Below are 19,637 nucleotides of genomic sequence, written 5' to 3' on the forward strand. Positions count from 1 at the left end.
GTCCCGGTCGGCCACGGCCACCGGCATCCCGCGGTCGTCGACGAGGACCAGCTCGGTGCCGGGGCCGGTGCGCAGGTCGCGGGCCAGGGCGTGCAGCTGCGCGACGGACGCCGAGGCGGGCACCCCGGCGGCGGGCCGGGCGAGGCGGCCGGCGCTGATGGCGCCGAGCCGCTGCTTCATCCTGCCGCTGCGGATCGCGGCGCTCGCCCCGGCCCAGAGGAACACGGCGACGAGGACGCCGATCGCCAGGGTCGCCAGGCTCGGCAGGCCACGACCGGTGAACAGCGGCCACAGCACGACCACGAGGATGACGACCGCGATCACGCGTCCCGCACAGCCCGCGGCCACCGTGCCCCGGTCCTGGTCACCGGTCACGCGCCAGACGGCGGACTCGACGATCCGGCCGCCGTCCAGCGGCAGGCCCGGCAGCACGTTGAACACCCCGACGAACAGGTTGGCGACGGTGAACACGGACGCGAGCAGCGACGCGACGGCGTCGGGCGGGAGGGCGAGGGTGACGGCGGAACCGGCGCCGGCGAGCGCGAGATTCGCGGCGGGGCCGGCCAGCGCCACGACCAGTGACCGGCCGGCGCTGGTCGGCATCGTCTCGAACGACGTGTGACCGCCCCACAGCGTGAGCACGATGCGGGACGAGGGCCAGCCGAAGGCGCGCGCGGACAGGGCGTGAGCGAGCTCGTGCGCGAGCACGGAGACCAGCAGCAGCACCGCGTACGCCAGGGCGACCAGCCAGGCGGCGGCGCCGATGCGCGGGAACTGGTACGCCACGACCGGGCCGAAGCTGATCGTGATGAACGCGGCGATCAGGAACCAGGACCAGGAGAGCACCACCGGGACGGAGAAGATCCGGCCCAGGGGGATGCCCTGGCTGCGCGCGTTCCCCGTCCCGCTGGTGGTGCCGCCGCCGGGCGGCGGGGTGCCGGTGCCGCTCACGTGAGGGCGGCCCGGGCGCGCAGGGCCTGCTGCAGGTCGGCCACGGTGCTGCCGGCCAGCGTCTCCCACTGCTGCACGTCCGGATGGTGCGGGACCGGGACGACGTGCGGGATCGCAATCGTGGTGACGCCGCTGCTGCGGGCCGACTCGACGCCCGGGACGGAGTCCTCCAGGGCGACGACGGCGGGCGTCGGGAGGTCCGGCTCGGCGCGGCGCAGCACGGCGAGGGCCCGTTCGTACGGCTCCGGGTGGGGCTTGCCGTGGGTCACCATGTCCCCGGTGACGAGGAACGCGAAGCTGCCCTCGGGCAGCTGGTCGGCGACGGCGCGGGCGAGCACCGCCTCGCTCATGGTCACCAGCGCGCACGGCACGGCGGCGGCGCGCAGCTGGTCGAGCAGCTCCCGGGCACCCGGTCGCCACGGGATCTCGCGGCGCACCGCCGCCAGGACGTCCCCGATGACGGTGTCGAGGATGGTCCGGATCGGCAGGTCGAGTCCGCGCTCCCGCATGGCGGCGGCGACGGTGGGCAGCGCCTGCCCGACCATCGCCTCGGAGTCCGCCAGGGTCCAGCGCAGCCCGTGCCCGTCCATCAGGGATCGCTCGGCGGCGATCCAGTACGGCTCGGTGTCCACCAGGGTCCCGTCCATGTCCCAGAGGACGGCGCGCAGGCGGAAGGGATCGGTGGAGGAGGCCATGGGGCCAGTCTACGAGGGAGGATCACGGTCCCCGGGCCGTCCCGCGGCGGCAGACGTCGGCCCCGGGCGCCGGGACTAGGCTGGACGAGTGAGTTCCTACGACGATGCGCCCGAAGAAGGAGCCGGGGTGGCCGGCTCGGAGCGGGCCGGTGAGTCGCTGACCAGCGTGTTCGGCATCCACACCGGCGACGACGCCGTGGGCCGGGACCGGGTGACCGTGATGATCGCCGCCTTCGAGGGCTGGAACGACGCCGGCGAGGCCGCGAGCGACGCCCTGAACCGGCTGGACGAGCGGTGGTCCGCCTCGCGGGTCGGCGCCCTCGACTCCGACTCCTACTACGACTTCCAGTTCACGCGTCCGATGGTGGTGCGCACGGGGGGCGAGCGGCGCATCCAGTGGCCGACGACGTGGCTGAGCACCGCCTCGGTCCCGAACTCGAACCTCGACGTCGTGCTCGTGCACGGTGTCGAGCCGTCCTACCGGTGGCGCGCCTACACGGCCGACGTGATGGCGCACGCCGCCGATCTCGGCGTCGACCACCTGGTGATGCTGGGCGCCCTGCTCGCCGACGTGCCGCACACCCGGCCGATCCCGGTGTCGCTCTCCACCGACGACGCCGCCCTGCAGGAGGGACTGAACGCCGACCCGTCCACCTACGAGGGGCCGACCGGCATCCTCGGCGTACTCAGCGGGGTGGCGGACCTGGCCGGCATCCCGACCGTCTCGCTCTGGGCGGCCGTGCCGCACTACGTGGCGCAGGCGCCCTCGCCCAAGGCGCAGCTGGCCCTGCTCGACCGGCTCGAGGAGCTGCTGCACGTCCCGGTGATCGGCGACGCCGACCTGAGGGAGGACGCCGAGGCCTGGGAGCGCGGCGTCGACGAGCTGGCCACCGAGGACCCGGAGATCCAGGCCTACGTGCACCAGCTCGAGGAGGCGAAGGACACCGCCGACCTGCCCGAGGCGAGCGGCGAGTCCATCGCGCGGGAGTTCGAGCGCTATCTCAAGCGGCGCGGCAAGGAACGCTGACGCTCACAACCGCGGCGTGACGCCGGCCCGCGTCGGGTCCTCCGGAGCGAGCTCGACCGGGGACAGGTCGATGCCCAGCAGGGCGTCCACGGCGCGCGCCCCCAGCCCGACACGGGCCTGCTGCTCGGCGTTCGGCGCCGGGGCGGCCGCGTCCCGGGAGCCACCGAGCACGGTGGCCGCCCACGCGTCCACCGCGGCCAGGGCACCGGGCGTGTCCAGGTCGTCGCGCAGCCGATCCCGCAGCCGCTCCACGAGGCGCTCGTCGGCACGGTCGACGTCCTCACGCGCGGCCCCGGTCGCGGTCTGCGCACCGACGGCCGCAGCACGCCACCGCGCCAGCCGGTCCTCGGCGGCGACCAGCAGCGCGTCGGTGTACTCCCACGCGGACCGGTAGTGCTGGCCGAGCACGGCGAGCCGGATCGCGGCCGGGTCCACTCCGGACTCCCGCAGCCGGGAGACCAGCACCAGGTTGCCGCGGGACTTGCTCATCTTGTGTCCCTCGAAGCCGACCATGCCGGTGTGCGCGAAGTGCCGGGCCAGGGGCCGGCCGGTGAGCGCCCGGGCGTGGCCGGCGCTGAAGTCGTGGTGCGGGAAGATCAGGTCGTCGCCACCGCCCTGGACGGTGAACGGGGTGTGCAGGAAGCGTTCGGCGATCACGGAGCACTCGATGTGCCAGCCCGGCCGGCCCGCCCCGAGCACGCCGCCCGGCCACCGCGGCTCCCCCTCACGGGCGACCCGCCACAGCAGGGCGTCCAACGGGTTGCGCTTGCCGGGGCGTCGCGGGTCGCCGCCGCGCTCGGCGAACAGGGTCAGCAGCTGGTCGACGCCGTACCCGCCGAGGGCGCCCACCCGCCAGCCGGTGGACCGGGCCGCCTCGACGTCGAAGTAGACGTCCCCGTCGGGCTCCCCGGCGGTACCGGGCACGCGGTACGCGACCCCGGCGGCGACCAGGGCCTCCACGGCGGGCACGATCCACGGCACGGCCTCGACCGCGCCGATGTAGTGGTCCGGCGGGAGCACCCGCAGCGCCGTCATGTCCGCGCGGAAGAGGTCGGTCTGCTCCGCCGCCAGGTCGCGCCAGTCGACGCCGGTCGCGTCCGCCCGCTCGAGCAGCGGGTCGTCGACGTCGGTGACGTTCTGCACGTAGGTGACGGCCGCGCCGGTGTCCCGCCACTGCCGGACCAGCAGATCGAAGGCCAGGTAGGTGGCGGCGTGGCCGAGGTGGGTGGCGTCGTAGGGGGTGATCCCGCACACGTACAGGCCGGCGACGGGTCCGTCGCGGTCCTCGCCCAGCTCGACCGGCAGGATCCGTCGGGCGGCGGTGTCGTGAAGGCGCACCGGTCCGGGCAGGGGCTCCAGCGGGGCGAGGCCGGGCGTGGGCCAGGACTGCATGCTTCTCCTCGGGTCGAGAGGGCGGGCCGGGCGGGCAGGCCCGGCTCGGGTCGGTGCGGAAAATGCGGCCGTGCCGCCGTCAGGCGCTGATCACTCCGGCGCCGAGCAGGATCATCAGGAGGACGCCCAGGCCGATCCGGTACAGCACGAACGGCCGGTAGCTGCGCGTGGACACGTAACGCAGGAACCAGCCGATGATGAGATAGCCGACGGCGAAGGCGATGACCGTGGCCAGGGCGGTGGGACCCGCGCCGTAGACACTGCTGCCGCTGCTGTCGCGGGCGACCTTGACGAGCTGGTACAGCCCGCTCGCGAACACGGCCGGGATGGCCAGCAGGAACGAGTAGCGGGCCGCCGCCTCCCGGGTGTAGCCCATCAGCAGCCCCGCGGTGATGGTGCCGCCCGAACGGGAGACACCCGGGATCAGGGCCAGCGCCTGGGCTAGCCCGTACAGGACGCCGTGTCGCCAGGTCAGATGCGTCAGGTCGCGCTCCTGCCGGCCGTAGATGTCGGCGACGGCGAGCAGGATGCCGAACACGACGAGCATGATGGCCACGATCCACAGGCTACGGAACGTCGTCTCGATGGAGTCCTGGAACAGGACGCCGAGGATGCCGATCGGCAGGCTGCCGATGATGACGAGCCAGCCCATCCGGGCGTCGGGGTCGTCACGCGGGACGCGGCCCGTCAGCGAACCGGCCCAGGCACGGACGATGCGCACGATGTCGCGCCAGAAGAAGACCAGGACCGCCGTCTCCGTGCCCAGCTGCGTGATGGCGGTGAAGGCGGCGCCGGGGTCGGCCGCGTTCGGGAGGAACTCCCCCACGATGCGCAGGTGCGCACTGGAGGAGATGGGAAGGAACTCGGTCAGTCCCTGGACGAGCCCGAGGATGGCCGCTTCGATCCATGTCACGGTCCGACTCTAGGTGCTCCCGTCCCGGCCGACCGAATCGCTCGCCCCGCCCGGCGCCACGCCGTCGGCCTCTCAGTGGACTCAGCTCAGCGGACCGGGAATGCGTCACCCGCGGTCGAGGTTGTCCTCCACGTCGTCGATCTCGTCGTCCTCGTCGTCCTCGTCCTCGTCGTCACTGTCGTCGTCGTCACTGTCGTCGTCGTAGATCACGAGCGGGGTGACCTCGTTGTACGTGTCGTACAGGGCGTCCTCGTAGACTTCGAACGCATCCGCGATGGCCAGGTGAGCCGATTCGACCGCGGGATCGTCGTCGCCGCGCCGTGCGGCGGCAGCAGCGAGGTGCTCCTCGAAGGCGGCGACCAGGGACTGCAGGGCGACACGCGGATCAATGCTCATGTCCTAGACGTTATCGGTTCCGGAAAGAAAATGGGGTGCCATGAGGCAACAAATTGGTGGGACCTCGGTCCGGCGGGAACGGGACTTCGCGCGGCAGTACGAGTACCTGGTGCTCAGTGTTCCGCCGCAGGCCACACGGGGTGAGGCGCGTCAGATGGTGACCGAGCACGCCGAGTACGGCAAGTGGGAGCTCGAGCGCACGCGCCTGTATCTGGGCGGTGCCCGCCGGTACTGGCTGCGCCGCCGCGTGATGCGCGTCGAGCGCACCGTCTGACCGCGGCCGGCCCCGGCCGCGTCGCCGCCCGCTCCGGTCAGGTGAGAGGGCCGAGCATCGCCGTGGCCATCGTCGCGTGCGCGGAGGAGTCGCTCGACGGGTGGTAGGCGCCCGCGGTCACGTCGCGGTGCAGCCGGGACAGCTCCGCCGAGCGGGCGAACCCGGCACCGCCGCTCACCGCCAGGGCGAGGTCCACCACCTGCCGCGCGGTGCGTGTCACCCGCACCTTCACCCCGGACAACCGGGAGAACCACCGGGACCCGTGGTCGACCCGGTTGTCGACGTCCCGGGCGGTCGCGGCGAGGTCGGCCAGCATCCCGTCCACGAGCAGTTGCGCCTCCGCGACCCGGTACCGGGTGTCGGGGTCCTGATCGAGGGTGATACCGGCGCGCCGGGAGGTGCGCCGGCGGGCCGACTGGACCGCCAGCTCCACCGCCCGCTCGGCGATACCCGCGTAGACGCTGGCCAGCAGCACCTCGAACGCGGCGAAGATGCCGAACACGAGGGGGTCGGGCACCGGACCCACCGGGAGGGTCGCGATCACGCGGTCCGGGCGCACGAGCGCGCCCTCCAGCTCCGTGGTCTGCGACTGGCTCGCCCGCATGCCGAGCGTGTCCCAGTCCCCCAGCGCCCGGGTCCCGCCGTCGGCGCGATCGATGAACCCCCACACCAGGCGCGGGCCGTCCGGGGTCTCCTCCCGACCGTGCACGCCCAGCCGGGTCCAGGCCGGGGACAGGGACGTGAAGATCTTCCGCCCGGTGAAGCGGTAGCCGCCGTCGGGCTCGGGACGCGCCGTCGTCAGGGAGTCGAACAACATCAGGTCGTTACCGGGTTCGGAGACCCCGAACGCGAACAGCTGGCCCGCCGCTGCCTCCGTCAACACGAAGTCGAGGGTGTCGATCCCCCGGGCCGTCAGGATTCGCGCCACCGACGTCCACACCAGGTGCATGTTGATGCCCAGGGCGGTGGCGGGGGCCGCCGCGGCGAGCCGCCGCTGCGCGTGACTGGTGGCGAGCAGGTCCGCGTCCGCACCGCCGTCGGCGACCGGCGCGCACAGCCCGAGGTACCCGGCCGCTCGCAGGTCGGCGAGGTCCTCGGTGAAGAAGGCGTTCGCCTCGTCGTAGCCGGGTGCCCGGTCCCGGACACGCGCCAGCAGCTCGGCGGACAGGAGGCGTTCCCCCACGTCGGGGCGGGGGTCGTCGGCGTCGTCGGCAGCGGCGGAAGTCGTCATCGTTCCAGCGTACCGACGCGGCCGATGCGGGACGCCGGGCCCATCCGTGTTAGAGTTTCTGACGCTGCTCCGGCGACGGGGAGCCACTCGCGCGGGTGGCGGAATAGGCAGACGCGCTAGCTTGAGGTGCTAGTCCTCGCATAGAGGGTGGGGGTTCAAGTCCCCCTCCGCGCACGAGCGTCCTGACGGACGACGACAAAGGCCCCGGACCACGGTCCGGGGCCTTCGTCGTTCCGGGCCTTGCCCTCGCGCGCTCCTCAGAATGCTCGGAAACACGACCGGTGGACGGTCGCTCCCGTCGTGCGGTGCACGAGCTCGACGTTGACGAACGCGTCGTCGATCGTGCGACCGCTCGTACGGATACGCTGCGGGTTCCACGTGTCACCGACCCACCACTTCTCCTTCGTCGCGAAGCTGTTCGGCCCGATGACCTCGTTCCACACCACCTGGGTGGGGTGGATGCGGTACTTGCTGGTGTTGTAGTAGCTCGCCTGGAGGGTCATCGACGTGCCGGTGGAGTAGCGGGTGAGCCGGAAGCGCGCGGTCAGCGTGCCGTTGGCGTCGACGTCGCAGTTCCACACGTCCGCCGCCTGCGCTTCGGCCGGGGCCACCACAGCGGTGGTGACGCTCCCGCTCACGGCGAGCGCCAGCGCGAGCGCGCCGCCGACGAGTCCCCGGGAAAGCGACGTCCTGGTGCTGCGCATGGCGGGCCTTTCGACGAACGGGCTGCGGGGAACGAGCGGGCGTCTGGTGCGCCTGCGTCGCAGAGTAGCAGAGCCCGATGCGCCGGCGACCGACCCTTCCCCGACCGATCGGATGGCGCTACGGTGAACGAGCCTGCCCGTCCGCTCGCACTCATCCTCGTCGCAACGTCGTCGTCCCGTGCTCGTGAAGGTGGTGGTCGGTGTGGCTCAGCCCCGCTCGGCGTGGGTCGACGTCACCCGCGGGACCGCGATCGTGCTCGTCGTCTTCTACCACGTGGCGATCGCCCTGAAGGTGAGCCACCTGACCGCACCGCCGTGGGCGGTCACCCTCAGTGCGGCGGTCTCGCCGTTCCGCGTCCCGGCCCTGATGTTCTGCTCCGGGCTGTTCCTGACCCGTTCCCTGGCCCGGCCGCCCCGGCGGTATCTGTCCGGGAAGCTGCGCCGCATCGGCTGGCCGTATCTGGTCTGGACCACCGTCATCGTCGCCGTGCTGTGGGCGGGCAGCAGCACGGTGGGCAACGGCGGCTACGGCCCGGCCCGCATCGTCGCGCTGCTGGTCGACCCCACGACCTACACCTGGTATCTGGTCTACCTCCTGGCGTTCTACGTCCTCGCCCTGGGCCTGCCGGCGGCGGTGCGCACCGCCCTCGTGGTCCCGTTGCTGGCCGTGAGCGGGGTCGTGCACGACGGCGACGGGTGGAGCCGGCTGTGCTTCACCCTGGCGTTCTTCCTGCTGGGCGACGTCGTGGGCCGGCACCGGTCCGCGTGGGAGCGCACGACCCGGCGGCCGTGGGCGTGGGCGCCGGCCGCCGCCGCGTTCCTCACCACCGCCGTCGTCGCCACCCTCGTGCCCGGCCTGCGGTATGACGTCGTGTCCGCGGTCGGCGTCGTCGGCCTGGTCGTGGTCGCCTGTCCCCTGGGCGCGCTGGTCACGTCCACGCTCGGCGGTCGGGTGCTGACCGCGATCGGGCGCGACTCCCTGATCTACTACGTCACGCACTGGGTCCTCGTGACGCTGGCGGCGCACCTCGTCGGCCGGGTGCCGGGTGTCGAGCCCACCGTGGCGGTGCTGGTACTGCTCGCCGCGGGCCTGGCCGGGTCGTGGGTGATGACCCGGGCGGCACGCCGGTTCGCGCTCGTCGACGCGCTCTACACCTGGCCGGCGAGCCGGGCGGAGATGCGTCGGCCTGCGGCCACGCCGTGAGCCGGCCCGAGTCGTTCAGCCCGGGCGACGGTATTCGGCGATCTCGTCGAGGCTGCCGGAGTACACCGTGCGGCCCCCGGTGAGCCCGGCGGACCGCAGCACCGCGTCCTCGTCGGCCCGTTGCCGTGCCGGTGCGTCGATCCGGCGCACCACCCACAGCCGGTCCTCCGCGCGGAGCCGGGCGGTCACCTGGTCGAGGGGCCGGGAGAGGTCGTCGATGGTGTCACTCTGCTCGGCGTCCACCGCCCAGGTCACGTCGGTCAGCCGCGCGAAGTCGTCCGGGTACGACACGGCGATCCGCCGGCTGGACAACCCGATCAGCCCGGTCTCGCCGGCCGACCGAGGCGCGAAGTAGACCCCGTCGCCGGTGCCGGCGTGCTCCCGCAGGTAGTCCCCCACCGCGCGGTAGTCGGCCCCGCTCTTCGCGTCGGGCGTGCGCTGAGACCACCAGACCGGGGCGACGGCGGCCACGAGCAGCGCCGCGGCGACCACCCGCCACCAGCGTCGCCGCAGGGCGAGCAGCCCGACGCCGACCAGCAGCGCCACCGCGAAGCTGGTGAAGGTGAGGTAGCGGGGGTTGTACATCGGGTCGACGGCCAGGACGTACACGCCGAGCACCACGGTCGGCAGCACGACCGCCGGCAGCGCCCACGCCAGGGCCGGCCAGGACCCCGGCGCGCCGGTGCCCGGGGCCGGGGAGGCACGCCTGCGCAGGGCCGCGACCGCCCCGACCAGCACGAGCAGCCAGCCGATGGCGGCGGCCGCCACGGCCGCGAACTGCCAGGCCGGCGTGCCCCGCTCGGGCAGGACGCCGGTGGGGGTGCCGCCGAGGAACCACTGATTGACCAGCACGTTCCGGACCCACTCCGCGAAGCCGATCGGGTTCGGCGCGATCTGACCGCGTTCGGCGACGCTCAGGAGCAGGATGGGAGAGCTCAGGACGGCGGCCCCGACCGCCGCGCCGAGCCAGCGCAGCAGTACGCCGCGGCCGGAGCGCAGCAGGAGCAGGCTGAGCCCGTGTCCTGCCACGAGGAGGGCGGCATAGATGTTCGTGGCCACCGCGAAGCCGGCGACGAGGGCGTACCCGATCCACCATCCGGCGCGGCGGTGACGGGTGGCCGCGACCAGGAGCACGGTGGCCCACACCCCGCCGGCCAGCGCGAGCGCGAAGGGCCGCGCCTCGATGCCCGCCCACGTCACCCGCGGCAGGATCGCGAACACGAGGGCGGCGGCGACGCCGAGCCGACGCCCTCCGGTCAGCCGCCCGAGCCAGTAGGTGCCGGCGGCAGCGAGCACGATCGCGCCGACGCTGAGGGCACGGATGCCGAACTCGTCGTCGCCGACGACGAGTCGCCACCCGTGCAGGGCGACGTAGTACACGGCATGGACGGCGTCGATCGAGGAGATCAGGGCGCCGATCTCGGCGACGGGACGGTCCGCGCTGCTGATGGAGGCCGCCTCGTCGGTCCAGAAGGACGGCACCCAGGAGAACAGGGCACTGACGAAGCCGGCCACGACCGCGAGGATCGCGGCCAGCGCGTGGTCCGCGGCGGTGACGCTCGGGGTGACCGCTCCGTCGCGGGTGGCGGTTGCCGTGGCCATGGACCGTCCTGACACGGGGCGAATGATCGGCGTCAATGTAGCACGCCGACCTTCGCCCGCCGCGCGTCAGGCCGCCGTCACCGTGGAGGTCAGGTGCAGGGCGCCGGAGCGCGGGTTCCAGCCGGTGAACCGGGCGCCGTCCGGGTCCGCGGGAACCCCGTCGACCCGGACCGCCACGGTGGCCGGCAGCCGCACCGGAGCGGCGAAGGCGACGTCCCAGTGGAACGCCGCGGGCAGCCGGACGGTGGCCAGCCCGCGGGAGGCCGTGAACATGCCGTGCGCGATGGCGCCCTTCATCCCGAGCAGCCGGGCGGTGGGCCCGCTGACGTGAATGGGGTTCCAGTCCCCGCTCACCGCGGCGAAACGACGACCGGTGTCCGCGCCCAGCCGCCACTGACCGGTGGGCACCGGCGGCTCGAACGGCGCTCGCGGGCTCGATGTCGTCTCCTGCGTCCCGTCCGCCGCGGGCAGGCGCAGGCCGCGGGCGAGGTACGTGGAGCGGTCGACGGCGACCGGCGGCGCGACCCCGCCGTCGGCCTCGTCGGCGATCTCGCTGACGACGTCGACGAGGGTGCCCGACCGGTGGGCGCGCAGCCGCTCGACCCGGGTGGTCACGCTCAGGACGCTGGCCAGGGTGAGCGGGCGCCGCTGGTGCCACGCGTTCTGCAGGTGCACGAGGCCGGCCAGCGGCAGCGGGACGTCGTCCCGCGCCAGCAACGCCGTCGCGACGGGGAAGACGAGCGCGTGCACATAGCCCGGGGGCAGGTCGTCCGAGCCGGGCGCCCGCACCAGGTGCGCGAAGGCGGTCAGCCGCGCCGGGTCCGGCCGGATGCCGGTCGCCCGGTAGGCGATGCCGGGAAGACCGTCGGCCGGTCGGGAGCGCCGGGGCAGGACGGCCCCGACGGCGCCGGTCAGCGCCGCCGGCACCTGGCGGGCATAGAGGCCGGCGAGTGACGGCACCGCCGGCAGGTCCACCACCCGCTGCTGCGCGTGGTTCCCCGCAGCCATCACGCCCCCACCAGGTTCTGCCCGCAGACCCGCAGGGTCTGGCCGGTGATGCCGCCGGCGGCGTCGCTGGCGAGGAACGCGATCGCCTCGGCCACGTCCGTCGGCCGGCCGCCCTGCTGGAGGCTGTTCAGCCGCCGCGCGACCTCGCGGGTGGCGAACGGGATCCGTGCGGTCATCTCGGTCTCGATGAAGCCGGGCGCGACGGCGTTGATGGTGGCCCCCGCCGGCACGGCGGCCGCGGTGGCCGCGACCATGCCCATCACCCCGGCCTTCGAGGCGGCGTAGTTGGTCTGACCCCGGTTGCCCGCGATGCCACTGGTCGAGGCCAGGCTCACGATTCGCCCGCCGGCACCGAACACGTCCGAGGCGAGGAACTGCTCGTTCATCCGCAGCTGGGCGGCGAGGTTGACGGCGATCACCGCGTCCCACCGCGCCGCGTCCATATTCGCGAGCAGCTTGTCGCGGGTGATCCCGGCGTTGTGCACGACGATGTCCAACCGGCCGTACCGGTCCCGGGCGTGCGCGAGAATCCGCTCCCCCGCGTCCGGGGCGGTGATGTCCAGTTGCAGGGCGGTACCCCCGAGCCCGTTGGCGACTCCGGCCAGCGCCTCCCCCGCGGCCGGCACGTCGACGGCGATCACCCGCGCGCCGTCCCGGTGCAGGGTCGCCGCGATCGCCGCCCCGATGCCCCGCGCCGCGCCCGTCACCACGGCCACCTTGCCGGTCAGCGGACGGGTGGTGTCGGCGTCCGGGGCCCCCTGCCCGTCCACCACCGTGAGGAACTGTCCGTCGACGAAGGCACTGCGGCCCGAGAGCAGGAAACGCAGGGCCCCGAGCACGGAGGTCGCGGTCACCGGCAGGCCGTCCCGCACCAGGATGCCGTTGCCGGTGGCCCCGCCGCGCAGCTCGTGCGCGAGCGAGCGCAGCAGACCCTCGACCCCGCGCCGGGCCGCGGCCATGGCCGGGTCGGTCGTGTCGGCGGCGGGCCGGGAGAGCGTGATCACCCGGCCGCCCGGGCGCAGGTCCCGCAACGCCTCGGCGACGGCGAGGACCGGCGTCGACAGCGCGGTGGGATCGGCGACGTCGTCGAGCACCAGCACGATCGCGCCGAGCCGCTGCTTCGGCCGGTGGTGGCGGACGACCTCGAGGTCCCAGCCCAGCAGCTCGTCCGCCAGCTCCTGCGCGCCGGCGCCGGCGCCGACCAGCAGCGTCGGCCCGTCGACGAGCGGGTCGCCGGGCCGGTACCGGCGCAGCTCCACCGGCCGTGGCAGCCCGAGGCGCCGGGCCAGGCCGGCGAACGGGGCCGCGTTGACGAGGTTCAGGTAGGTGTCGGTCATGACGCTCCTTCCGGGTGGACGCGGGGCCGGGTCAGTGGGACTCGAGGATGGCGACGACGCCCTGGCCGCCGGCCGCGCAGACCGAGACCAGGCCGCGGGTGCGCCGCCCCGTGGAGGCGGCCGTCTCGGCGAGCTGCTTGGCCAGCGAGCCGACGATCCGCCCGCCGGTGGCCGCGAACGGGTGACCGGCGGCCAGCGACGAGCCGTTGACGTTGAGCTTGCTCCGGTCGATCGAGCCGAGCGGCGCGTCCAGCCCGAGCCGGGTGCGGCAGTACTCGGCGTCCTCCCAGGCGGCCAGTGCGGAGAGCACGGTCGACGCGAACGCCTCGTGGATCTCGTAGTAGTCGAAGTCGGCCAGGCCCAACCCGTGGCGGGCGAGCAGCCGCGGCACCGCGTACACCGGGGCCATCAGCAGGCCCTCGGCGCCGTTGACGAAGTCCACGGCGGCGGCCTCGGCGTCGATCACGTCGGCCAGCATCGGCAGCTCGTGCTGCTGTGCCCACTCCTCCGAGGCCAGCAGCACCGCGGAGGCGCCGTCGGTCAGCGGAGTCGAGTTGCCGGCGGTCATCGTCGCCGGGGTGGGCAGGGACTTCCCGAACACCGGGGAGAGTTTCCCGAGCTTCTCGAGGCTGCTGTCGGCCCGCAGGTTGGTGTCGCGCGTGACGCCCCGGTAGGAGGTGGTCAGGTCGTCGAAGAAGCCGCGGTCCCAGGCGGCGGCGAGATTGCGGTGGCTGGCCAGCGCCAGCTCGTCCTGCGCCTCGCGGGTGATCTCCCACAGCGCCGTCGTCACAGCCTGGTGCTCGCCCATCGACAGCCCCGTGCGTGGTTCACCCGTCGAGGGTGCGTTGGGGGTGAGGTCGCGCGGGCGCAGTTTCAGCACCGCGGCCAGCTTCTGCTGGGTGGTCTTCGCTCGGCCGAGCTCGAGCAGCACCTGGCGCAGCCCCTCGCTCACCGCGATCGGCGCGTCGGAGGCGCTGTCCACGCCGCCGGCGATCCCGGACTCGATCTGGCCGAGCCGGATCTTGTTCGCCAGCCCGACGACCGTCTCCAGCCCGGTGGCACAGGCCTGCTGCAGGTCGTACGCGGGAGTGGTCGGATCGAGCGCCGAGCCGAGCACCGCCTCGCGGGTGAGATTGAAGTCCCGGGAGTGCTTCAGCACGGCGCCGGCGGCGACCTCGCCGATCCGCTCCCCGGCCAGGCCGTAGCGCGCGACCAGCCCGTCGATGGCGGCGGTGAGCATGTCCTGGTTCGACGCGCGGGCGTACGGCCCGTTCGCGCGAGCGAACGGGATCCGGTTGCCGCCCACGACGACGGCGCGCCGGACGGAGGGGGACGAGGACGGGGTGCTGGTGGGCCGGGTGGCCGGGGTGGGGGTGCTGGTGGCGTCCTGGGGCATGACGAACTCGCTCCTTGCATCGACGTGGTTACCGGTACCCAGCGTACCTGATACGCTGGGTACCGTGAATTCGACCGGACTGCGTCAGGTGACCGCCGAACCGGACGGCCGTTCCCGCCGCTGGCGGGCGCACCGGACCGCGCGGCGGGTCGAGCTCGTGCGGCTCGCGCGCCGCGCCGTGCACCGGCTCGGCCCCGACGCGTCGATGGACGACATCGCCGCGGCCGCCGGCACCTCCAAGTCCGTGTTCTACCGGTACTTCGGGGACAAGGCCGGTCTGCAGCAGGCCGTCGCCGAGCGGGTGCTCGGCCGCCTCGAGCAGGAGTTGCACGAGGCCGCCGCCAGCGCCCGCTCGCCCCTCGACGGAGTGCACGGGATGGTGCACGCCTACCTGCAGCTGGCCGCGGCGTCGCCGCACGTGTACGCGTTCGTCACCGCGGGTCCCACCGCCGGCGCTCACATCCATCACTTCTTCAGCGCGGTCTCGACCCTGATGTCGGAGCCGATGCGCCGGTACCTGGAGGGTCGGCGCACGGCACCGGACGCCTCCCCGGTCCTGGCCTACTGGCCGACGGCGGCGATCGGGCTCGTGCGCAACGCGGGCGAGCAGTGGCTCGCCACGGCGGAAGGTCCGGACAAGCCGGACCTCGACGACTTCGCCGACCTGCTCACCGGGTGGCTGCTCGACGGCGTGATGACCCACCCCGGCACCCGCTCGTTCCCCACCGCTCCCCGCCCCGCGCCCGATTCCCCCACCACGAAGGAACACCGATGACCACAGTGGACTCCCCGACTCCCGCTCCCTCCCCCGCCGGTTCGGCGACGCCGTCGCTCACCGACACGCCCCACGTCGACGTGCCCGTCCTCGAGACGGTGCTGCTGGGCCGCTGGGCCGATGTCCGCCGGCAGGCCCGCGCGCTCGCGGCCCGGGAGGACCTGCACAAGATCGAGGGCCAGCCGTGGGGCGAGCACCGGGAGCGCGTGCTCGGCCAGCTCCACACCCTCGTGGCGGAGGACGCCGTGCACCGGGCGTTCCCGACGCGGCTCGGCGGCGAGGACAACCACGGTGGCAACATCGCCGGCTTCGAGGAGCTCGTCGTGGCCGACCCCTCGCTGCAGATCAAGGCCGGCGTGCAGTGGGGCCTGTTCGGCTCGGCCGTGCTGCACCTGGGCACCGAGGCCCACCACGACGCGTGGCTTCCCGGGATCATGGACATGACCATCCCCGGGGCGTTCGCGATGACCGAGACGGGGCACGGCTCCGACGTGGCCTCCATCGCCACCACCGCGACCTACGACCCGGCCACCGAGGAGTTCGACCTGCACACCCCGTTCCGGGCGGCGTGGAAGGACTACCTCGGCAACGCCGCCCTGCACGGCCGGGCGGCGGTGGTGTTCGCCCAGCTCGTCACCGGCGGCGTCAACCACGGGGTGCACGCCCTCTATGTGCCGATCCGGGACGAGGACGGCGCGTTCCTGCCCGGTATCGGCGGTGAGGACGACGGGCACAAGGGCGGCCTCAACGGCATCGACAACGGTCGCCTGCACTTCACGCACGTGCGGGTCCCCCGGTTCAACCTGCTCGACCGGTACGGCGCGGTCGCCGCCGACGGCGCCTACAGCTCGCCGATCGCCAGCCCGGGGCGGCGGTTCTTCACCATGCTCGGCACGCTGGTGCAGGGGCGGGTGTCCCTCGACGGGGCCAGTGTCGCGGCGAGCAAGGTGGCCCTGCAGATCGCCGTCACGTACGCCAACCAGCGCCGCCAGTTCGGTTCCGGCACCGGCGAGGAGGAGGTGCTCCTGGACTACCAGCGGCACCAGCGGCGACTGATCACCCGGATCGCGCGCACCTACGCCGGGTCCTTCGCCCACGAGGAGCTGCTCGCCCGGTTCGACGACGTGTTCTCCGGGGCCCACGACACCGACGAGGACCGGCAGGACCTCGAGACCCTCGCCGCGGCCCTGAAGGCGGCGTCCACGTGGAACGCGCTGGACACGCTGCAGGAGTGCCGGGAGGCGTGCGGCGGTGCCGGCTTCCTGTCGGAGAACCGCTTCACGAGCCTGCGCGCCGACCTGGACGTCTACGCCACCTTCGAGGGCGACAACACCGTGCTGCTGCAGCTGGTGGCCAAGCGGCTGCTCACCGACTACGCCAACGACTTCCGGGGCATCGACTTCGGCGCCATGGCCCGGTACGCCGTGGGCCAGGCCGCCGACCGCACGTTCAGCCGCTCGGGTCTGCGGCAGGCGGTGCAGTTCTTCACCGACCGCGGCGACCAGCGGCTCGCCGTCAACGCGCTGCGGGAGGAGGGCGCCCAGCGGGCGCTGCTGACCGGCCGCGTCGAGGACATGGTCGCCGAGGTCGCCCAGCATCTGCGGGCGGCGCGGAAGCTGCCCGCCGAGAAGGCCGCGTCGGTCTTCAACTCCCACCAGCACGAGCTGATCGAGACGGCCCGGGCGCACGGCGAGCTGCTGCAGTGGGAGGCGTTCACCGCCGCCCTGCCCGGGATCGAGGACGCGGGGACCCGCACCGTGCTGACCTGGGTCCGCGACCTGTACGGCCTGACGCTGGTCGAGGAGAACATCGGCTGGTACCTGATGCACGGCCGCATCTCGATGCAGCGGGCACGCACGCTCACCGGGTACGTCAACCGGTTGCTGGCCCGGCTGCGCCCGCACGCGCAGGACCTGGTCGACGCCTTCGGCTACCAGCAGGCGCACCTGCGCGCCGCGATCGCCACCGGCGCCGAGGCGCACCGTCAGGACGAGGCCCGGGCCCACCAGCGGCGCGAACGGGCGAACGGCGACGCCCCGGTCGACGAAAAGGTGCTGTACGCGCGGGAGTCCCGCAAGCGCGGCGCCTGACGCTGACACGGCAACGGCCCCGGACGGTGATCCGTCCGGGGCCGTTGCCCTGTCGTCGGTCAGAGCACGCTGCGGTAGACGTCCAGGGTGGCGCGCCCGATCGACTCCCAGGAGAAGTGGTCCTGCGCGCGCCGGCGGCCGGCCTCACCCATCCGTCGCGCCTCGTCGCGATCGGAGACGACCGCGGTGAGAGCGGCGGCGAAGTCCCGGACGAACACGTCGGGGTCCAGGGGCGTGCCGGTGCCGTCCTGCACCTGCTCGATGGGCACCAGCCGGCCGGTGACGCCGTCGTCGACGACCTCCGGGATGCCGCCGGTGGCGCTCGCCACGACGGCGGCCCCGCACGCCATGGCCTCGAGGTTGACGATGCCGAGCGGTTCGTAGACGGACGGGCAGGCGAACGCCGTGGTGTGGGAGAGGATCTGGATCAGCTCCCGTCGCGGCAGCATCTTCTCGATCAGCACGACGCCCTCGCGCTCGGCCCGCAGTTCGGCGATCAGCTGGTTGACCTCGGCCCCCAGCTCGGGGGTGTCCGCCGCACCCGCGCACAGGACGAGCTGCACCTCCGGCGGCAGCAGCTTCGCCGCCCGGAGCAGGTAGGGCACGCCCTTCTGCCGGGTGATCCGGCCGACGAACGTGACGGAGGGCTGGTGCGGGTCGATGCCGTACGACTCGAGCACGTCGGTCTCGACGTCGGGCTGCCACAGGGCGACGTCGATGCCGTTGTGCACGACCTTGACCTTCTCCGGGTCGACGTCCGGGTAGCAGCGCAGGATGTCCGCGCGCATGCCGGCGGAGACCGCGACGATCGCGTCGGCCGCCTCGTACGCCGTCTTCTCGGCCCAGGAGGAGAGGGCGTAGCCGCCGCCGAGCTGCTCGGCCTTCCACGGGCGCAGCGGTTCGAGACTGTGCGCGGAGAGCACGTGCGGGATGCCGTGCAGCAGTTTCGCCAGGTGCCCCGCGAGATTGGCGTACCAGGTGTGGGAGTGGACCACGTCGGCGCCGGCGACGCCGGGGACGATGGCGAGGTCGACGCCGAACGTCTGCAGGGCGGCGTTGGCGTCGGAGAGCTCGGGCAGGTTCGGGTAGGCCCGCACGGTGGCGCCGTGGAAGTCGGCGTCGCGTGCGGCGCCGAAGCAGTGCACGTGCAGCTCGACCTGGGAGGCCAGCACCCGGCTCAGCTCCGCGACGTGGACACCGGCACCGCCGTAGATGTCCGGGGGGAACTCCTTGCTCACGATGTCGATGCGCACACTCACAAGGTAGTGCCTGTCGGCGGTGTCCTCTAGTGTGAGTCTCACCGACGCCGCAGGTCGGACCCTCTACCCCGGCCGATCCGTCGGCCGAACGGTGAGGTGAAGGTCGAGAAAGGTCAGTGATGCCCTCATGAGCCCCAAAGTCCTCGCGATCGTGCTGGCCGGCGGGGAGGGCAACCGCCTGATGCCGCTGACCATGGACCGCGCGAAGCCCGCCGTCCCCTTCGGCGGCAGCTACCGGCTGATCGACTTCGCCCTCTCCAACCTGGTCAACTCGCGGTACCTGCAGGTCGTCGTCCTGACCCAGTACAAGTCCCACAGCCTCGACCGGCACATCTCCGAGACGTGGCGGATGTCCACGCTGCTCGGCAACTACATCGCGTCCGTGCCGGCGCAGCAGCGCGTGGGCAAGAGCTGGTTCCAGGGCAGCGCCGACGCCATCTACCAGTCCCTGAACCTCATCCACGACGCCCGGCCGGACATCGTCGTCGTCGTCGGCGCCGACCACGTGTACCGGATGGACTTCTCGCAGATGGTGGACGCGCACATCGCGTCGGGGGCGTCCGCGTCGGTGGCGGCGGTGCGTCAGCCGCTGGACCAGGTGAACCAGTTCGGGGTGATCGAGACGGACCCGCAGGACCGGTCCCGGATCGCCCGGTTCGTCGAGAAGCCGGCCACCACGGAGGGCCTGCCCGACGACCCGACCAGCTTCCTCGCCTCGATGGGCAACTACGTGTTCACGGCCGACGCCCTGGTCGACGCCCTCCGGGCCGACAACGAGCGGCTGGACACCAAGCACGACATGGGTGGGGATCTCGTCCCCCACTTCGTGGACCGGAACGACTGCGCCGTGTACGACTTCACGGAGAACTCGGTCGCCGGGTCCACGGAACGGGATCGCCGCTACTGGCGGGACGTCGGCACGATCGACTCGTTCTACGACGCCCACATGGACCTGATCTCCCCGCTGCCGATCTTCAACCTCTACAACATGGACTGGCCGATCTACACGCGGCAGGTGATCTCCCCGCCGGCGAAGTTCGTCCGGGGCCGCAACCCCGACTGGGGGGTGGCGTACGACTCGATCGTCAGCCCGGGCGCCGTCGTCACCGGCGGCCTGGTCAAGGGGTCGGTGCTCTCGCCCGACGTGTTCGTCTCCGACGGTGCCCGCGTCTCCGGGTCCGTGCTGATGGACAACGTGCTGATCGGCCGGGGCGCCGTGGTCAAGCGCGCGATCCTGGACAAGAACGTCTCGCTCGAGGACGGGGCGACCGTGGGGGCGGACCCCGAGCTGGACCGCTCCCGGGGCTACAAGGTGACCGACTCGGGCATCACCGTGGTGAGCAAGGGCGTGCGCGTCGCGGCCGGGTGACGGCCGACGGCCGG

Annotated in this window: 18 protein-coding genes and 1 tRNA gene; 7 read left to right on the forward strand and 12 right to left on the reverse strand. The window is 73.1% G+C overall.

From position 1 onward, the window contains the following. Together IEX22_RS06890 and IEX22_RS06895 are read right to left on the reverse strand one after the other, a co-directional pair. Positions 1-951, reverse strand: a 951-nt coding sequence (locus IEX22_RS06890) for a site-2 protease family protein (protein ID WP_188667603.1), incomplete at its 3' end; no start/stop codon positions are given. After that, on the reverse strand, positions 948-1,646 hold the full coding sequence (locus tag IEX22_RS06895) for an HAD family hydrolase (RefSeq protein WP_188667604.1): 699 nt from the start codon (positions 1,644-1,646) through the stop codon (positions 948-950). The genes IEX22_RS06895 and IEX22_RS06890, both read right to left, overlap by 4 nt. 157 nt (positions 1,647-1,803) lie before the next feature. Here IEX22_RS06895 and IEX22_RS06900 point away from each other — a divergent pair, with 157 nt between their 5' ends. Continuing rightward, entirely contained in the window at positions 1,804-2,673 is an 870-nt protein-coding gene (locus tag IEX22_RS06900; RefSeq protein WP_229659851.1) for a PAC2 family protein, read from the forward strand. Positions 2,674-2,676: 3 nt separating this feature from the next. Here IEX22_RS06900 and mshC read toward each other — a convergent pair whose 3' ends face one another. The 3 genes from mshC to IEX22_RS06915 form a co-directional block, all read right to left on the reverse strand. After that, positions 2,677-4,065: a cysteine--1-D-myo-inosityl 2-amino-2-deoxy-alpha-D-glucopyranoside ligase gene (gene mshC, locus IEX22_RS06905; protein WP_188667605.1), complete on the reverse strand. Its 1,389-nt coding sequence runs from the start codon at positions 4,063-4,065 to the stop codon at positions 2,677-2,679. A gap of 79 nt (positions 4,066-4,144) precedes the next feature. Then, on the reverse strand, positions 4,145-4,978 hold the full coding sequence (locus tag IEX22_RS06910) for an undecaprenyl-diphosphate phosphatase (RefSeq protein ID WP_188667606.1): 834 nt from the start codon (positions 4,976-4,978) through the stop codon (positions 4,145-4,147). Between the two features lie 105 nt (positions 4,979-5,083). Further along, a complete protein-coding gene (locus IEX22_RS06915; protein ID WP_188667607.1) occupies positions 5,084-5,374 on the reverse strand; it encodes a hypothetical protein in 291 nt (96 codons plus the stop codon). 40 nt (positions 5,375-5,414) lie between these two features. Here IEX22_RS06915 and IEX22_RS06920 point away from each other — a divergent pair, with 40 nt between their 5' ends. Continuing rightward, on the forward strand, positions 5,415-5,648 hold the full coding sequence (locus IEX22_RS06920) for a DUF5703 family protein (protein ID WP_188667608.1): 234 nt from the start codon (positions 5,415-5,417) through the stop codon (positions 5,646-5,648). A gap of 37 nt (positions 5,649-5,685) precedes the next feature. Here the strand turns inward: IEX22_RS06920 and IEX22_RS06925 are convergent, their stop codons facing one another. Continuing rightward, positions 5,686-6,879, reverse strand: a complete 1,194-nt coding sequence (locus tag IEX22_RS06925; RefSeq protein ID WP_188667609.1) for an acyl-CoA dehydrogenase family protein — start codon at positions 6,877-6,879, stop codon at positions 5,686-5,688. Between the two features lie 89 nt (positions 6,880-6,968). Here IEX22_RS06925 and IEX22_RS06930 point away from each other — a divergent pair. Next, positions 6,969-7,053, forward strand: a tRNA-Leu gene (locus IEX22_RS06930). A gap of 83 nt (positions 7,054-7,136) precedes the next feature. On the opposite strand, the gene IEX22_RS06935 is transcribed toward IEX22_RS06930, so the two are convergent. After that, positions 7,137-7,583, reverse strand: a complete 447-nt coding sequence (locus IEX22_RS06935; RefSeq protein ID WP_188667610.1) for a hypothetical protein — start codon at positions 7,581-7,583, stop codon at positions 7,137-7,139. Between the two features lie 202 nt (positions 7,584-7,785). Here IEX22_RS06935 and IEX22_RS06940 point away from each other — a divergent pair, with 202 nt between their 5' ends. Further along, positions 7,786-8,787 carry an acyltransferase family protein gene (locus IEX22_RS06940; protein ID WP_188667611.1) on the forward strand — a complete coding sequence of 334 codons (1,002 nt, stop codon included), beginning with the start codon at positions 7,786-7,788 and terminating at the stop codon, positions 8,785-8,787. A 15-nt stretch (positions 8,788-8,802) separates the two neighbouring features. On the opposite strand, the gene IEX22_RS06945 is transcribed toward IEX22_RS06940, so the two are convergent. The 4 genes from IEX22_RS06945 to IEX22_RS06960 form a co-directional block, all read right to left on the reverse strand. After that, a complete protein-coding gene (locus IEX22_RS06945) occupies positions 8,803-10,389 on the reverse strand; it encodes a glycosyltransferase family 39 protein (RefSeq protein ID WP_188667612.1) in 1,587 nt (528 codons plus the stop codon). Between the two features lie 66 nt (positions 10,390-10,455). Next, complete coding sequence (locus tag IEX22_RS06950) at positions 10,456-11,397, reverse strand: MaoC family dehydratase (protein ID WP_188667613.1); 942 nt, start codon at positions 11,395-11,397, stop codon at positions 10,456-10,458. Next, entirely contained in the window at positions 11,397-12,734 is a 1,338-nt protein-coding gene (locus tag IEX22_RS06955; protein WP_188667614.1) for a 3-oxoacyl-ACP reductase, read from the reverse strand. Before IEX22_RS06955 ends, IEX22_RS06950 begins: the two co-directional genes overlap by 1 nt. Before the next feature lie 31 nt (positions 12,735-12,765). Then, a complete protein-coding gene (locus IEX22_RS06960) occupies positions 12,766-14,130 on the reverse strand; it encodes an acetyl-CoA C-acetyltransferase (RefSeq protein WP_188667615.1) in 1,365 nt (454 codons plus the stop codon). 64 nt (positions 14,131-14,194) lie between these two features. On the opposite strand from IEX22_RS06960, the gene IEX22_RS06965 reads away from it, so the two are divergent. Beyond that, positions 14,195-14,905 carry a TetR/AcrR family transcriptional regulator gene (locus IEX22_RS06965; RefSeq protein ID WP_229659838.1) on the forward strand — a complete coding sequence of 237 codons (711 nt, stop codon included), beginning with the start codon at positions 14,195-14,197 and terminating at the stop codon, positions 14,903-14,905. After that, positions 14,902-16,995 carry an acyl-CoA dehydrogenase family protein gene (locus IEX22_RS06970; protein ID WP_188667617.1) on the forward strand — a complete coding sequence of 698 codons (2,094 nt, stop codon included), beginning with the start codon at positions 14,902-14,904 and terminating at the stop codon, positions 16,993-16,995. Before IEX22_RS06965 ends, IEX22_RS06970 begins: the two co-directional genes overlap by 4 nt. Positions 16,996-17,054: 59 nt before the next feature. Here the strand turns inward: IEX22_RS06970 and glgA are convergent, their stop codons facing one another. Next, the gene (gene glgA / locus IEX22_RS06975) at positions 17,055-18,248 is read right to left on the reverse strand and encodes a glycogen synthase (protein ID WP_188667618.1); all 1,194 of its coding nucleotides are present in this window, start codon (positions 18,246-18,248) and stop codon (positions 17,055-17,057) included. 133 nt (positions 18,249-18,381) lie between these two features. On the opposite strand from glgA, the gene glgC reads away from it, so the two are divergent. Next, positions 18,382-19,623 (forward strand): glucose-1-phosphate adenylyltransferase, encoded by a 1,242-nt coding sequence (glgC, locus tag IEX22_RS06980; RefSeq protein ID WP_188667619.1) that lies wholly within the window; start codon positions 18,382-18,384, stop codon positions 19,621-19,623. The last annotated feature ends 14 nt before the right edge of the window (positions 19,624-19,637 follow it).

This window comes from Tersicoccus solisilvae, assembly GCF_014643255.1.
Lineage (GTDB): Bacteria > Actinomycetota > Actinomycetes > Actinomycetales > Micrococcaceae > Tersicoccus > Tersicoccus solisilvae.